Source organism: Loigolactobacillus backii (genome assembly GCF_001663675.1).
Taxonomy (GTDB): Bacteria; Bacillota; Bacilli; order Lactobacillales; family Lactobacillaceae; genus Loigolactobacillus; species Loigolactobacillus backii.
The window spans coordinates 13,660-28,996 of the sequence record NZ_CP014874.1; the positions used below are offsets into that span (position 1 = coordinate 13,660).

Genomic DNA, 15,337 nt, shown 5'->3' on the forward strand with positions numbered 1-15,337 from the left:
ACACTGCCTGAAACACTCGTTGCGGTATCGCCCGAATTAATCGTTATTCCGTTGATTATGAAGTCCCGACTGTATTAGCTGGAGGGCGTCCCCATTGATACCGAACCGTGAAGGTATTGTTAATCCGGAATGCATTTTGCCAGATTTACAATACGGACGGTCGAAAAGACTCAGTTTTCCACGAGGCTTTGCGACGAGGTGAAAGTCTCCGAACTTAGGAAGCTTAAACCGGTCCCACGGCAAGCGTGTCAATGGAGACAACCGCAAGCGGCATTCACCGCTATCATTTATTCTTCATGATTCAAACTGGCAAGGTAATTAGCAAAACCTTCGTTATCACTAATATGCCCGTCTACTTTTCCCTGATACCAATCAATCTTGTCGTTTAAAATCGTCATACTATGCTGCAATTCCTCAAACTCCTGAAGGAAACCACGCCGTACATTCTTCAATAACTGCAACCGTTTGGTGATCGTTGCATCCCCCTCAGCGCGCCAAGCCACATACTGTTTCAACTGTTCGATAGTCATTCCTGTACCCTTTAAGTGTAACAAGAATTTGATCCAGCTAGCATCTGCATCCGTATAATAACGTAACCCGTTGTCAGACCGATGTGGTTTGACCAAACCTTCCTTTTCATAATAACGAAGCGTTGGGCCTGACAACCCGGTTTTAGTTGCAAATTCACCGATTCGATAGCGCTTTTCTGTTACAGCTGTCTTTGTCGCCATTAACATTCCCTCCAGAAGTTGATATTCACATTAGTTAAAGTCGACTTTAACTCATAGCCCACAGTCTTGTCCACTATTGTGTCAAATGAACTAGCCATTGGCACCAAACAAGTTCAAAATCACAACGCCAACCAGAATGAATCCAATCCCAATCACATTGGCCAAATTGACTGGTTCCTTCCAAAACAAAACGGCCACTAACGTTGACAGCACAACGCCAATGCCAGCCCACAATGCGTAAGCAATATTGAGATTGACTGTTTTCATGCACACCGCCAGAAAGTAAAAGCAGGTACCATAAGCAATTAAGGCCCCTAAACTGGGCCATAATAGTGTAAATCCAGATGATGCCTTCAATAAATTTGTGCCAATCAATTCACCAACAATGGCTAAAGCCAGATATACATACCCCATTGTGACCACCCCGTAAAAAATTTGTCCCGACCCTCATAATGTCGCTAAAAAAAGCCGATGTAAAGCAAAAAGCCACCCGCAACGAGGGTGGCCTCCTGATAAATTTTTGGTCCGATTTAAGCATTAATCAATTGTGGTTTTGTCTTCCCAATCATCACTTATTTATCCACATGAAGTGAACCGTGATCTGATTGTTTGTGACTCTGCTCATTATGTGAAACCGATTGTGGCGAATCCGTTTGCCGACGTGCCGGTTGAGACGATTTCTGTTGTTTCGGTTGCTTACTTTCTTGATCATTGATGTGATCATCGAAGTACGTTTGCAACCGCCGTAGTTCATTAACCTGCGATTCAATCGAACCCAACATCTCTGTTTGAATCTTTTGAATCTGCAACATGTTCGGCTGATCCTGTTGAATCATATGGTCAACCTTGGAGTGCAGTACCCGAATTTCTTCTTCCGATTTTTGGTTAACGTGATAATCGTTAGCCGATTCCATCCGGTCATACTCTGCTGACCGGTTCTGACTCATCATAATGAGTGGTGCCTGGATTGCGGCAACCATACTCAAGAATAAGTTCAAAAGAATAAACGGATACGGATCGAAATGCACACCAAATAGGTGTAATGAATTAACAGTAATCCACAATAACATAATGAGAACAAAGGAAATAATAAAAGGCCAGCTACCCCCGAAGTGGGCAACAGCATCCGCAACCCGCTGACCAACTGTTAGTGAGTGTTCCAATTGCTGACGGACATCAACCACCTGATAGGTATCTTTTTGAAGTACCCGTGTAAGCTTTTGGTTCAGCTTATGATTCTGGCGGTAGTCCTTCGCAATCATCTGATCCATCTTTAATAAACGGTAGTGGACCAAATGCTCACTACAGATAAAATCTTGGTTTGTCGCCTTTGGAAAGTCGAGACGAATCAACGCCCTCAACGGACCATCCAAATCTCCTAGGAAAACACCGTCTACGAGATCATATTCTTTATGATCAACGAGACAGTAAACCGTGCCGTTCAATTCTTGCATTAGACTAAAACACCTCAGTAAATGCTAAATTTCACGTGCGGCAAAGTTCACAGCATGGGTTAAATATCCAGTTATGAATTGCGAACACGCGGGACCGTCATCACTCGTTGAACATATATGATAATCTGCGTCTGACATAAAACCCACCTGCCTTTCCTAGGTTGACCTGAGTTATCGCTACAAACCCATTATAGAGGACACGCTCAAAAAAGTCCAAGCGAACCTACCCATTTCTGAGCGTAAATTGCAAGAACAAGTTAGCCAGTCGTTGAGGACAATCCCAGAACAGGCCGTTATCAAATAGAAGTTGTGGCGCTAGAGAGACTACTGGGCCATGCGGCGAACGCGCCGAGCTTCGGCCTCAAAGTTTTGCTGGGGTGTGCAGTAGCCCTGTTGTTTGCGAGGCAACTGATTCAAGCGGTCTTGCGTGGCCTGCACTTGACTAGGGCTAATGTCATCTAGGGACATGCCCTTAGGGAAGTCCTGGCGGATCATCCGGTTATGTGCCTCGTTGGTGCCACGGTCGCAGGACGTGTAAGGATGGGCGTAGAAGATCTCAGTTTCCGTCCCAGCAAAAGCAGTATTTAAGGCGGTGAACTCGGGTCCGTTGTCTGCTGTGATGGTCTTGATGCAAGCTCCCCATTCGCGCTTGATTCCACGCAATGCATAGCTCACAGAGTCTGCATCTCGTCCTTCGATCAAGCGGAGAAGTTGGCAACGGGTCTTGCGCTCAATCAGAGTCAAGATGACGCTCTCCTTGCCATTGCGTTTACCGACAATGGTATCCATCTCCCAGTGACCGAACTGCCTGCGTCGTTCAACGACCTTAGGCCGTTCCTCGATACTGCGGCCAGCCAGGCGCTTAGCCTTGGTGTGGTGCTGGTGAGAGGTCTTCCGCTTAGTCTTCTCCAACAGGTCGATATTTCGAATCTCTAGGCGGCCAATTTCAGCAGCAATCCAACGATTGGACTTCCCAGCTTGGCGGAATCCGGCCACTTTTCCGCGCTCGAGTGATGTTAAGTGCTGACCTTTTTGGCGGTGTGTGCTATCCTGTTTCTGCATCAAGACAATATCCTCTTCCATTGTTTGTGTAGGAACCTCAATGATACAGGATATCTGTTCTTGATGTTTTTTATTGTCCAAAAAATTTTGAGACAGTGGCTAACTTGATTCTAAAATGCGCGTCTTTTTGATTTTAGGTCAAGCGTAAAATCTGAAATTTTATTTTGATCTAGCTTACTTAAATGACCGATTTATTTAAAGTTTAAACCGGCTTTGGGAAAGCGATAAATATTACCAAGATCGACCCAGGAAGGTTTCTTCAACCCAGCGGATTGCCAATCTTGAATCGGATAATATTGTTGCTTGATATAAGCCGACTTCTTTTCATGCTGACTAGTAATTTTAAAAGCCTCGACCGTCTGTTCTGATACCCGACGAATTAAAACTGGCCGAGACTTGCCACCGTTAGTTTTGTAGAAACTAACGTATAGGCTGACTAAGTCATTAGTCCTCATCTGGATCGTTGAGCCAATCAGCGACCTCTTTAGCGTCTTTGAACTCGGTGACTGGTGTCCCTTCGGTCGCCTTTAAAAAGCGTAAATTAGCTCTTTCTTCTTCGCTTAAAGACGCATTAAAAGGTAAAGCACCATTAGCAACAATCCGCTTGTAAAACATGTTAATGGCCGTGGTTGGATTTAAGCCTAATTCGCTTAAAACTGCTTCGGTATCATCGGCCAAATCTTTATCAATCTTGACTTGGACCCGTTTCTTTTCCTTAACTGCCATGATTGTCTCATCTCCTTTCTTTCACTACTACCATTATACTACCTTTTGAGTACCTTATCAATAGATAAAGCCCTGGCCTCAAATCACTTGAGCTTGGCGTTGATCTAAAGGCTGAACTTTTGAGCTGGTTAGCTCTGGCACTCATTTAAAAGCCCCTATTCTTCTGTTTAAGCCATTTAAATCTAGTTTAAGCATAAAGAAAGACTAGTAAGCCTTAAAACCGCTTAGAAAGGATTTTGTAGCCTTTTAGGACTAGTAGTACAACCCACTGTTATCGTTGTCGGCCGACTTTTCTTCTTCGGGGCGTTTGGCCGCATATTCTCTAGCCGCTTGTTTATTCCACCAAACGCCAAATAGGTTTTGCATGGTGCCGTACAAGTAGTTTTCCACGTTCTTGATGTGCTTCTCATTGCTTCTTAGGGCGTTAAAGTAACGTCTCAAGGCTTTAGTCATTAAAAATTTAAGTTCTTCGTCGTCCAGTGGGATTATGACGCCAATATCTTTATGATCCTTCTCAACTCGGTACTTAGCATTTAAGATAATACCAACGAAGCGACGCATCTATTGCGGGGTACGGCACCAAAAACTAAGCAGTATTCATCATGTTACAGCACCCAAGTAAAAGCTACGAAGATAAAAACATTCATCCTCAAAATATGTAACCTAGAAAAAAGGCCTCCAGTGTTAAACCGGGAGCCTTTTTTAGTATACCAAGTAACCCACATTCACCGCGGAACTTCCACATTCCGTTCTTTTTTGATTGTGAACTTGTCCAAAAAAGAAGTGGTATAGGTCGCAGATTGACTTTAATTGGGGAAAGGAAGTTTGTGAAAATTACTGGTATTACTCCTAGACCATTCCCTTAAATTCAACTGTCTCATTCTTTGTATTAACCAAAAACTTACCGACACTCCCCTGATACTTCACGGATACTTTAAAGGAATACTTGTAATTTACCCGAGTATATCGAATACTACTAATTCTTCCCTGATACCCTTGACTACGCAAAACTCTCTTCACTTGGTTCCTTTGTCGATCAGTAATTCTTGCAGAACTCCGATAGATTGTCTTCTTAACGATCACATCTTGATTCAATGGAACAATGTAATCCTTACATTCCAACAATTCCACCAACTTTCTTTTTTTCTTTGGAATTTGACTTGACGGGTTATGGTTTTCCATTCAGTTTAGAGGGAGTGACGTTTTGAGCGCAGAATTGTTCCCTGGAAACAGCTATTTGGAATAACTGAACCAGAGTACAATTCTACTACTAAAAGTTTCCCCTTAGTTCGTCGGTCGTTAACGCCCGTCGCTTGTCTGTACAATTGCGGTATTGCTACCACCACTCATTATAAACCTACGTTTTCGGTTTAGCCTACTAAAAAACGCCCTAGAAGGCGTTGATGATACGTATTTATTTTTGTTCGATCACCAACTAATCAATGGCACCAAGCCGAAGCTTCGTTTTACCACCCGCGCCGTTAATGGTCGCGCTCACCATTCACCACCCAGCCGTACAGATAACCTTGTTGTGGTATAGCCAGACTTATTGAAGTCGCACTGGCAAACGTGTCCCCTTGGATTTAGACCCCAGCTTGTCCCCTAGGGCTTTAAAAATCGCACCGGCCATGATATAATAGTCATTAAACAATGATGACTTTTTTGTGGCGCTCACCAATGGCTGTTGGTGGGTGTTTTTTTATGTTCTATTTATCGATTTCATTTAGAATTATAGCTCAACCACAACAAAAGTCAATGTTTTTAAAAACTAGCACTACAGCACTACAGAGCTATAGAATAAAAGAACTACAGCACTACAGAATATAAGCACTACAGCACTATAGAACTATAGAACTACGGAACTAAAGAACTACGGCACTGTTTTTTCTTTTAGTAAATGCTTGCACATAGGGCTTAAAGCTATACGGTAGTGCTAGCACTACGGAACTAAAGAACTACAGCACTATAGCACTGTAGAACATAAGCACTACAGAACAACAGCATTATAGAACTATAGAACTAACGCACTATAGCACTATATCGTGTTGATTCAAAAACGATATAGTGCTAATATAACAACAATCGTTAGGAGGCGTTATCATGACACAAACCATAACATTTGGAAATTTTAAAGGTGGAGTTGGAAAAACTAGTAATTCAACATTAGTAGCTCTAGACCTTAGCAATCGTGGTTACAAAACACTACTAGTTGATTTGGACCCCCAAGGAAACGCCACAAATCTACTCTTGAATACTAAAGTTAATATTGATGGAAAAGTTGGCCATTTTAAAAAATCTCTCATGGCTAGTATTGAAGATGGCGATTTAACTCAATCTTTAATACATATAAAAGAAAACTTCGATATCCTAGCTTCTGCACCTGACTTTGCTCTTTTCCCACGCTATATGGAAAAAATCAAAGACTATAATGAACGCGTCAAAGAATTCAGTAATCTTATCAAGCCTATTAAAGATAAATATGATTATGTCATCATAGATACGCCGCCTACTATCTCGTTAATCACCGATTCAGCATTGTATGCCAGCGATTATTGTGTAATTGTTATGCAAACTCATGAACATAGTTTTGAGGGAGCTCAAGCATTTATAGAGTATATCCAGGAACAAGTTATTGATACCTACAAGGCTCCCCGTTTGGAAATCGTTGGTATATTGGCTGTTCTATTGCAAGCCGGAGCTCCTGTAGATGAAGCAACTATTCAAAATGCTATTAATCAGTTTGGAACTGAAAACATTTTTAAACATAAAATTCACTCGATGCAGAGGATCAAGCGTTATGGAATAACTGGTATTACTTTCAATACTCAGTTTGATAGGCGTGTATTCAAAGTATACAAAGACGTAACTGACGAGATGCTAAAAAGAATGGAGGCAATTGAAAATGGCTAATAAATTGATTCGGTCTAACCGCAACCCAATTAAGCCAGATAAGCAGGCTGAAATTTCGGATTTTTCAAATTCAAATAAAGGAATTAAAACCCCACAAAATCAAGTTGCTTCGGTTACTTTTGACACAAACCTAAAAATCAACAACCACATTAGAAACAAATTGCAAGCAATGGCTGTATTAGGGTATAGTGACAATCAAAAGGCAGCTATTGAAGTAGCTTTATCTGTTTATATTGAATCTTTGACTTCAGACGAACGTAAAGAATTAGAATTTCAAATTGATTCTTTAGAAAAACGTGATGTACGCGTAAAAAGTAAATAATCACGCGCACTCAGACAACACGTTCAGCTTTTAGACGTATACTTGTCCGTTTAGATGAAGCAGAATGTACAAAAAAAGCCCTCTATTATGCGGAATAGAGGGCTTTTCTGAAATCAGTACATACAGACTTTGCTTAGGAGCGTTGCTTGTGTCCATTTAGGACATACACAATCATATAACAATCAATGCTGTCACTTAACTTACGCAAAAAAGCCACCCATACTACTCAAAAAATATTCACAACCTATCTAAACAACCGTTTCCAAAAGTTCTCTCTCGTCTCATTAGAGGGCTTTTCGTTTTGCTTGCTTATATTTGTATCTGAATCATTGCTATCGCCTTTAGAATCGTTCTCACGGCTTTGTACGGTGTTGCTTTTAATATTTTGTTCTGACTTTTGATTTTCAAGTAATTTCTGACTGGATAAATTTAATTGCTGTTGTTGGTCTAATAATTTTTGAAATTTGTTTATCTGTTGATCCTTTTCGTCAAGTTGGCGTCTAAGTATATTAACTAATTGATCGTTGCTTGACGTGCTTTTGTCTTGTCTATCCTTATTTGTATTGTTGGCATAATATTGATGTATAGCATTAACAACATCTTGGCTTAAAATATATTTATTATCACTATCTTTTAAAGGCTTGTCTTTGTCGTCTAGTGAATCTATTATTTGATAAATTCTTGCTCTTGATATGTGTAAATCCTTTGAAATCTCTGCAATTGTTGTCAAATCTACCACCCTTTAAAGTATATGCTAAGTTATTGATACAATCATAGCACGCATTTGACAACTATATACACGTATAAGCAAACAATGCACGAGAATGCGTTTATATTACGTCTGAAAATAAAGTCACGAGATTATCACGTTATAAAATCGAAATTTTATTAGATGGTAGATTGTAAAATTAATCCGAACGCTGTTCGGACAAAAAAGATCAGCTTCCTTTAAAATGGTGTTTACCACAAACCCATCTTTTAGGAGCTGATCTTTTGTCTAGTATAACCTATTCCGAACGAATTAAGATCGAAACCTTTTGTGAACTAGGGCTGTCCAATATCCAAATGGGCGTTCGGCTGAACCGATCACCGTCAACAATTTCTTATGAATTATCTCGATGTCAACCTTATCAGGCTGAATTAGCACAAACAGATGCCGAATACAAGCGATCACGATGTGGTCGGAAAACTAAGCTGAGCGATGAGTTAAAGCAAAAAATTCTCAACCATTTACGTCTAAGCTGGTCACCAGGAATGATTGCTCACGAATTTAAACTAGCTACTAAATCTATTTATAATTGGCTAAATCAGGGGAGAATTGGTTTCCCCTTGAATGATCTACCTGAACATGGCGTACGCCAACGGCGTAACGTTGACCAACGATCCAAATATAATCAATCTTTGGGGCGATCAATTGAACAGCGTCCCATGATGATTAATCAACGTAATCGCATCGGCAATTTTGAACTAGATACAGTCGTTGGTCCTCGTGGGCATAGTAAGGCAGTTTTATTAACTTTAATCGATCGCAAATCACGGTTCCTTTGGGCATACCGGTTAAAAGATCGGACGACAGCGACTGTTAATGAAGCACTAACTAAGTTCCTAACCACTTTTAATGGTCCGGTGCACAGCTTTACTGTGGACCGTGGCACTGAGTTTAGTGGGCTAGTATCACTTGAATCACAATATGGTATTAAGACCTATTACTGCCATGCTTATACGCCAGCTGAACGTGGTAGTAATGAACGCTTTAATCGGAATTTACGTTATTTTTATCCTAAAGGGACTCGTTTTGAGCACATTAGTGCTCAAGATTTAACGACGACGTTACTCCAAATTAACCAGCGACCGCTTAAAATACTCGACTGGCAAACACCGTATCAGGTTATGCTGACAAATTTGTCCAAAAATTCGGATTAAATTTGCAATCTACCATCTCTTTAGAAGAACAATATTAATATGACTTATTGTCTAATTTTTCAATAACGGTACATAAATCACCAAACTTGGCATTTCCCCACCCAACCCATATAATTAAAAAACAATCATTGCATTGAAAACGTTTAACAAGGAGGACGACCATGCATTTAGTTCAAGCATTTTTACTTTCATTCACCGCATTTTTTGCAATTATGAACCCCTTTGCTAACTTGCCAATGTTCGTCAGTTTGACTGCTGATAACAGTCGCAAGGAAATCAACGCGATTGCCCGACTGGCTTTTATCGTGGCGACCGTCATCGTGGTACTGTTTGCCTTTCTCGGAAATTACATCTTCACCATTTTTGGTATCAACCTTGCTGCACTCCGCATCATGGGCGGAATCATTTTGGGGTTGATTGGTTACCACATGATCCAAGGTAACGTTTCGCCGATCCAGCACGATCCCGAAAAATCCGTTAAGGATTCCGTCAACAGTAGTAACACCAACGTCGCGATTTCTCCGCTAGCCATGCCAATTTTGGCCGGCCCCGGAACCATTGCCACCACCATGAACTTGGCTAGTGGAACTAACCCCTTCATCGTCGTGGCCGCGTTCGTTGTTTTAGCAGTCATTGCTTACTTCATTTTTATCTACGGTGAACAAATCATGGACAAGCTGGGCAACAACATCATGAACGTGATCACCAAGTTAATGGGGCTGATTTTAGCAACCATCGGCGTCAAAATGCTGATCGTGGGTGTACAAGCCGCCTTCCACCTTTAAAATAAAAACGCACCCCCAAAGTCGGCTAGTTCGTGAGCATTAACAAGGAATCGTTGGTTATGCATGAACATGGTTACCAATTACCTATTAAGCGACGCAAACTGACTTTGGGAGCACGTTTTGGCTTTATTATTTAAAAATGTTTTCTAATTTAATTTTATTATCAATCGTTTAAGAACGGCGTTAATTCGCCGTTCTTTTTATTGGGCAAAATTTTGCATAACGTTCGCAAATTTCACAGCTTTAGCCGATGCTGCCCTCCATCTGAAACTTAATCAACCGGTCTAATTCCACGGCGTATTCCATGGGCAATTGCTTAGTGAAGGGCTCCAAAAATCCCATAATAATCAATTGGGAGGCGGTCGCTTCGTCTAATCCCCGACTTTTCAAGTAGTACAGTTGGGCTTCAGAGATTTTCGAAACGTGAGCCTCGTGTTCAATCGTACCGTCGCTCGTTTCGATGTCGTTAACCGGGAAAGTATCGCTGGCACTGTCTTGATCTATCAAAATCGTATCACACTCAACGTGGGACTTAGCCCGTTTGGCCGCCTTAGTGTATTTAATCAATCCTCGGTAGTCCGCCCGGCCGCCGTTATGGCAGATTGCTGCGTTAGCCGAGGTGTTTATTACTAGGCTACACACTCCCAAAACAAGAAGCGCAAAACAAGTGAGGATAATTTTATGTGGCTTCATGTACTCCACCTCTCACAATCTTAAATTTCTTTCGATAACGAATAAAAGTTGTCCGCTTTATACCGGTATTGCGGGCCACGTCCACATCACTCATACCGGCTTGATATAGTTTAAAGGCATGTTGTAAGCGGGGATCATCTTGGTTATATTGTGCTTTACGGCCATGGTATTTGCCCTGCTGTTTAGCGAGGGCAATGCCTTGTTGTTGACGTTCAATAATTCGTTTACGTTCGCTTTCGGCTTGGTACTTATACAATTCAATAATGAGGTTAGTCATCAGTTGGCGCAAGTTCGGATCAGAGATGCCGGTCATCGATGGTAAATTTAACACATCTAATGTAGCTCCCTTATCCTGAATGCTATTCATGATTTTGGTTAGGTCTTGATTATTTCTGCCTAATCGATCTAATTCAGTGACCAAAACAATATCCCCTTCACGGATATAGGCCAACATCTTTTGCAACTCGGGTCGATTGGTAGTTGCACCACTTAATTTATCAGTGAAAAGCTTATCAACATTCTTTAAAGCATTTAATTGACGATCTAAATGCTGTTCTTTGGAACTAACGCGCGCATAACCAATAGTTGCCATTTTACCGCTCCTTTTTGGACAGTTCTAATGAACATCTGTATTTCCTAGTATAGCACAAAAATAAAAAAGGCCACTAGGGTATACCCTAGTGGCCGTCACGTTAACTTATTGAAAATAGAAAGATTCTACTTTCCCTAAATGCTCTTATGTCAATAAATGCCCACCATCATGTGTTAAAATCACTTGCTGGTTGCTTTCTAGATGAATTTTCGGAACGCTAAACATTGGAATCTCTCTCTTCGATTGATGGTTGTGGTAACTTCAATCTAACAGATTGGGGTTCTTTTTTTATCACCCAACAGGTGAAAAGTGAAAACATTAGACAACGTTGATACTACAGTAACTGTCGTAAATTTTGGGATTTATATGAATAATTCAGGTTTAGCTTATCAAACAAAGGATTCCTGTAATTGCATGTTGTATTTGACTTGTATCAGGCAATTCTTGTTCATCAATTAGGTAATTAAAACTACCCAGAATAAGTGAAGTTAATAATGACATTTCAAACTTATCAGGTTTTTCCTCCAGCATACTTACAAGATTGTTTCTTAAAACCCTTTTTATCTCACTACTAAAATCTTTGCTATCCAATTGAATAGAGCGCAATGCTAAAATCTTTTCACGTTGTTTGATTAAAAGATTTTTTATATCAGGTGCCAATATGGATGTAATGCTCAAAAAGTTTTGATTTTGTTTATTTAAATTACTTCTTTTCTTCAATACTGAATCATAAGTCGACACAAAATCCTGAATCATTTTCGCGGCCAAGTGATACTTATCCTGATAGTGCCTATAAAATGTCTGACGATTGATCAAGGCTTTATTAGAGATATCAATTACCGATACATTATTAAATCCCTGTTGTCTTACTAATTGTATAAAAGAATTTTCAATTAACATTTCTGTTCTCTTATTTCTTAAATCAGTCATAAGTTCCTCCTTTTCTCCAAACATCAGTATAGATCCATATGTAACTTAAGTATACACAAATAACATTTTGTATGCCTAAGTGACGTTTCAAAAAAAGTTGTCTATGTCTTTCCAAAATAATGTCCACTATTATTAGTACTTAGCTTAAAAGGGAGGAATATCAGATGTTCGATGTAATTCGTAGTAAAAGATATTGGTTAGCATTATTGCTTGTTGGAGCAATTATTGGAATAGTTTCATTTGCCTTAATTGGCATACGTAACTCTGTCAAAGTAAAACAAATTCCTGTAGCACTTGTCAACGAAGACAAAGGAACTCTCAGCAATAAAATTGAAAGTAAGTTGCGAAAGAAATTCAATGGAAAAGATTCAAAAATCAAATGGGTATCTCCACAAAAAGATGGTTTTAATGATCAAAAGTATTATGGGGCTTTCATTATTAGATCAGGATTTTCAAAAGAGTTACAGCAGCAAAATGAATCGCTAAAGGCCCAAATTATTAGCCAAAAGCTCACTACTCTTCAAAAAAAGGAGGAATTACCAGATTCTGCAAAATCACAATTGCTTCAAGCTAAATTTGTTACACAGAAACCCGTTCACCCTGCACAGATTAAGATCAGTATTAATCAAGGAATGAATGCTCAAATATCGCAATTGCTATCCCAAGCACTTCCTCAGATTGCAAATGCGCTTTCATCACGAATTAGCGCACAGCAACAAAGTGTTCTTAGCAAAAATAAGATTAATTTATCCGCAAAATCTTGGGATTTGGTTTCGACCCCTATTAGTGTATCTACTCATGAGTCTAATAAAATTGAAAAGAACACGGTTAATGGCACAGCACCCATGCTTCTAGTGGCATTGGCGTGGTTTAGCGCTTTAATTCCCTCTCTTATTTTATGGCGCGAACATACAAAAAGAAGTGCTTCAAAATTTTTAAATGCTACAACAATAACTAGTCAACTAATTACCGGTTTGGTAGCAAGTATTCTTTCAGCAACAGTTGGGTTCTTATTTGTTAATGTATGCTTTAACCTAACAATTCCAAACCCAATTAACTTTATCGGATTAATGTCTATTAGTATCTTTGTCTTTTATCTTATTATAACGTGTGTCCTGGATTGGTTGGGATTTGCTTTCTACCCATTACTACTCGTAGTCTGGTTCCTAGCAAGTTCCGTGATGTCTTATGCACCGGAAGCCCTTGATCCTTTGTACCGAAAGGGAATTTACAGTTGGGTTCCAATGCGATTTAGCATGCAAACACTAACAAATACTTTGTATTTCCATAATGGATCGAGTACCACCATGTCATCATTATTAGTCTTGTTAATAATTGGATTTGTCGCTGCTATCTTGATGTATAGTTCAGGATACTTAAAACACTATTTGTTCACGGTTCGCCCACACCGCAAAATAAATAATTAAACAAAACATGAAACCCAATTATTCATATCATCAAAAATAGCCAATCAATTGATTGACTATTTTTTGATGATCCATTTAGCAACAATTCCCTCAAAAAAAAAGAGAGTGTGAAATATTTTGTGTAAATGTATATAAAAATTCTGAATTGTATAGAGGCAGAGAATGTTCTTGAGGTATACCCTATTGGCTAATCACACATAAAAGCTTTCTTATATCATTATTTTTTTGGCAGGTACTGTGTAGGTGGAAATGAACGAATGCTTTAATAGTTTTGTGTCACAAAATAAATTTTGGAGATTTTCAGCACTCCAGTAGTTCAATGATTCCTGGCATATTCCATCAGCAAGTTTATATATTGCGTCTTTTAACAATTGGAGCTTACTTTCAGAAACTACATGAACTTTAAAGTTGGTATGTGCATCTGAAGCAAAGATGATAGAGGGGTGGAAAATAATGGAATAGAAAGTTTGACTCTGATATTTTTCCGCAAACCAATTCGAAGATGTAGTTATTTGTTCTACATCACCTTTAAAGATTTCATCACTAGCTCGTCGATTTTTATCTTCTATGACAATCTGTGTGCTTTGATCCAGCCAAAGATTATCAGGACCGCCTTCTTTGATAGCCGTTTCTGCCTCAGGCTGACTAGAATCAAATCCTAATAATTCTCCTAATCTTTGAATGCTTGCTCTAAAGTTTGTTTCGTCGGCATAGTTTGTATAAAGCAGGTCATCATTAATAGCTCGAATATGTGTAGCTAAATCATTGCTATCTTCGAAGTCATACTTTTTTATATATGGTAGATTGCAAGAATTAACCGAACACTGCGAACTGCTGAAAAACCTTTCGTGGTGATTGCCAATTGAGTGTTTTCATTGGTCTTGCATTAATCCAATGATTAATTTGATCTAATTCTTTGGCGCTAACCGTCTCAATTTTTCGCTCCTTTGGTATGAATCGCCGAACGTATCGGTTTAATATCTCATTACTCCCACGTTCTTCTGGTGAGTATGGGTGTGCAAAGTAAACGGGAATGCCTAGTTTTTGCTCGATTTCATCATATTTTACAAACTCTCGTCCTCGATCAACAGTGATTGACTTAGCATTCTCGATCCCTTGAAAAAAATGAATTAATACTGGTGTCACTGCCTGACTATTGCGACCACTAACTTGCCTCACAATATGTTGCCGACTTAATCTTTCTGTGATTGTGACAAGCACTTCACCACGTTTCTTACCCGATTGCATCGTATCAACTTCAAAGTGACCAAAATCCTGCCGTGCTTGAACACTTTTGGGTCTTGATTCAATTGAACGGCCGTGAACAAATACTTGACGTCTGCCATCAGACTGACGTTTTTGACGAATACCTTTGTCAGGTAAATCAGCTAATGACAGTTTGAGTCGGCCAGCATTGAGCCAATTATAAATCGTTTTGAAAGGTAACCCTAAAACATGAGCAGCAGTTTCTGGTGACCACTTTAAAATGCCAATGTGCTCATTCAAAAAGACAGCGATAGCTGGTGTTAGTGTGTGATGACGGCCACGTAGATGACGTTTTTTCAATGCCAATGCATGAGCAATATCAGCTTTATAGGGCGTGACTTGATGAATTTCAACAGAGACCGTCGCAGGTGATCGGTTAATAAAACGCGCGATGGCACGAATCGAATAATTCAATTCCAGCAAAGTTTGAATGACAGTACGTTCTTGAGATGATAAACTAGTCATGAGTCGCAGTTCCTTTATGGTTGTTTTGGACAATTACCATTAAAGGCACAA

At 39.7% G+C, this 15,337-nt stretch carries 13 protein-coding genes and 4 pseudogenes; 5 read left to right on the forward strand and 12 right to left on the reverse strand.

Annotated elements, in window-relative coordinates; genetic code table 11:
* Positions 1-287: 287 nt before the first annotated feature.
* The 7 genes and pseudogenes from AYR53_RS12390 to AYR53_RS12420 all read right to left on the reverse strand — a co-directional run.
* On the reverse strand, positions 288-731 hold the full coding sequence (locus tag AYR53_RS12390; protein ID WP_046871958.1) for a MerR family transcriptional regulator: 444 nt from the start codon (positions 729-731) through the stop codon (positions 288-290).
* A gap of 90 nt (positions 732-821) precedes the next feature.
* Positions 822-1,145 (reverse strand): DMT family transporter, encoded by a 324-nt coding sequence (locus AYR53_RS12395; protein WP_046871959.1) that lies wholly within the window; start codon positions 1,143-1,145, stop codon positions 822-824.
* A 320-nt stretch (positions 1,146-1,465) separates the two neighbouring features.
* Positions 1,466-2,185: pseudogene (locus AYR53_RS12400) on the reverse strand (DUF1003 domain-containing protein); the annotation flags it as partial.
* Positions 2,186-2,509: 324 nt separating this feature from the next.
* The gene (locus tag AYR53_RS12405) at positions 2,510-3,247 is read right to left on the reverse strand and encodes an IS30 family transposase (protein ID WP_056986395.1); all 738 of its coding nucleotides are present in this window, start codon (positions 3,245-3,247) and stop codon (positions 2,510-2,512) included.
* Between the two features lie 119 nt (positions 3,248-3,366).
* Positions 3,367-3,702, reverse strand: a pseudogene (locus AYR53_RS12410) (hypothetical protein); the annotation flags it as partial.
* Positions 3,692-3,973 (reverse strand): type II toxin-antitoxin system RelB/DinJ family antitoxin, encoded by a 282-nt coding sequence (locus tag AYR53_RS12415; RefSeq protein ID WP_002819873.1) that lies wholly within the window; start codon positions 3,971-3,973, stop codon positions 3,692-3,694. The pseudogene AYR53_RS12410 and the gene AYR53_RS12415, both read right to left, overlap by 11 nt.
* A gap of 252 nt (positions 3,974-4,225) precedes the next feature.
* A pseudogene (locus tag AYR53_RS12420) lies at positions 4,226-4,567 on the reverse strand (replication initiator protein A); the annotation flags it as partial.
* A gap of 1,506 nt (positions 4,568-6,073) precedes the next feature.
* Between AYR53_RS12420 and AYR53_RS12430 the strand changes: the two are divergent.
* A complete protein-coding gene (locus AYR53_RS12430; RefSeq protein ID WP_015474642.1) occupies positions 6,074-6,883 on the forward strand; it encodes a ParA family protein in 810 nt (269 codons plus the stop codon).
* A complete protein-coding gene (locus tag AYR53_RS12435) occupies positions 6,876-7,205 on the forward strand; it encodes a DUF5388 domain-containing protein (RefSeq protein WP_041816175.1) in 330 nt (109 codons plus the stop codon). The genes AYR53_RS12430 and AYR53_RS12435 overlap by 8 nt, the downstream gene beginning before the upstream one ends.
* A 244-nt stretch (positions 7,206-7,449) precedes the next feature.
* On the opposite strand, the gene AYR53_RS12440 is transcribed toward AYR53_RS12435, so the two are convergent.
* Positions 7,450-7,944, reverse strand: coding sequence for a RepB family protein (locus AYR53_RS12440; protein WP_065937735.1), 495 nt, complete (start codon positions 7,942-7,944; stop codon positions 7,450-7,452).
* A gap of 254 nt (positions 7,945-8,198) precedes the next feature.
* Here AYR53_RS12440 and AYR53_RS12445 point away from each other — a divergent pair, with 254 nt between their 5' ends.
* Positions 8,199-9,128, forward strand: coding sequence for an IS30-like element ISLpl1 family transposase (locus tag AYR53_RS12445; RefSeq protein ID WP_068281291.1), 930 nt, complete (start codon positions 8,199-8,201; stop codon positions 9,126-9,128).
* A 161-nt stretch (positions 9,129-9,289) separates the two neighbouring features.
* Positions 9,290-9,913, forward strand: a complete 624-nt coding sequence (locus AYR53_RS12450) for a MarC family protein (RefSeq protein WP_002829857.1) — start codon at positions 9,290-9,292, stop codon at positions 9,911-9,913.
* A 243-nt stretch (positions 9,914-10,156) separates the two neighbouring features.
* Here AYR53_RS12450 and AYR53_RS12455 read toward each other — a convergent pair.
* The 3 genes and pseudogenes from AYR53_RS12455 to AYR53_RS12465 all read right to left on the reverse strand — a co-directional run.
* Positions 10,157-10,525, reverse strand: a pseudogene (locus tag AYR53_RS12455) (SufD family Fe-S cluster assembly protein); the annotation flags it as partial.
* A gap of 67 nt (positions 10,526-10,592) precedes the next feature.
* Positions 10,593-11,198, reverse strand: a complete 606-nt coding sequence (locus AYR53_RS12460) for a recombinase family protein (protein WP_024855745.1) — start codon at positions 11,196-11,198, stop codon at positions 10,593-10,595.
* A 381-nt stretch (positions 11,199-11,579) separates the two neighbouring features.
* Positions 11,580-12,128, reverse strand: a complete 549-nt coding sequence (locus AYR53_RS12465; protein WP_068281292.1) for a TetR/AcrR family transcriptional regulator — start codon at positions 12,126-12,128, stop codon at positions 11,580-11,582.
* 164 nt (positions 12,129-12,292) lie between these two features.
* On the opposite strand from AYR53_RS12465, the gene AYR53_RS12470 reads away from it, so the two are divergent.
* Positions 12,293-13,555 (forward strand): YhgE/Pip domain-containing protein, encoded by a 1,263-nt coding sequence (locus AYR53_RS12470; protein ID WP_068281293.1) that lies wholly within the window; start codon positions 12,293-12,295, stop codon positions 13,553-13,555.
* An 813-nt stretch (positions 13,556-14,368) separates the two neighbouring features.
* Here the strand turns inward: AYR53_RS12470 and AYR53_RS12475 are convergent.
* Positions 14,369-15,286, reverse strand: a complete 918-nt coding sequence (locus tag AYR53_RS12475; RefSeq protein WP_046870788.1) for an IS30 family transposase — start codon at positions 15,284-15,286, stop codon at positions 14,369-14,371.
* Between the last annotated feature and the right edge of the window lie 51 nt (positions 15,287-15,337).

Coding starts and splice junctions, on each gene's coding strand:
- AYR53_RS12465 (WP_068281292.1), bottom strand. CDS start 12,128: ATGACTGATTTAAGAAATAAGAGAACAGAAATGTTAATTGAAAATTCT.
- AYR53_RS12405 (WP_056986395.1), bottom strand. CDS start 3,247: ATGCAGAAACAGGATAGCACACACCGCCAAAAAGGTCAGCACTTAACA.
- AYR53_RS12390 (WP_046871958.1), bottom strand. CDS start 731: ATGGCGACAAAGACAGCTGTAACAGAAAAGCGCTATCGAATCGGTGAA.
- AYR53_RS12475 (WP_046870788.1), bottom strand. CDS start 15,286: ATGACTAGTTTATCATCTCAAGAACGTACTGTCATTCAAACTTTGCTG.
- AYR53_RS12395 (WP_046871959.1), bottom strand. CDS start 1,145: ATGGGGTATGTATATCTGGCTTTAGCCATTGTTGGTGAATTGATTGGC.
- AYR53_RS12460 (WP_024855745.1), bottom strand. CDS start 11,198: ATGGCAACTATTGGTTATGCGCGCGTTAGTTCCAAAGAACAGCATTTA.
- AYR53_RS12430 (WP_015474642.1), top strand. CDS start 6,074: ATGACACAAACCATAACATTTGGAAATTTTAAAGGTGGAGTTGGAAAA.
- AYR53_RS12470 (WP_068281293.1), top strand. CDS start 12,293: ATGTTCGATGTAATTCGTAGTAAAAGATATTGGTTAGCATTATTGCTT.
- AYR53_RS12435 (WP_041816175.1), top strand. CDS start 6,876: ATGGCTAATAAATTGATTCGGTCTAACCGCAACCCAATTAAGCCAGAT.
- AYR53_RS12415 (WP_002819873.1), bottom strand. CDS start 3,973: ATGGCAGTTAAGGAAAAGAAACGGGTCCAAGTCAAGATTGATAAAGAT.
- AYR53_RS12450 (WP_002829857.1), top strand. CDS start 9,290: ATGCATTTAGTTCAAGCATTTTTACTTTCATTCACCGCATTTTTTGCA.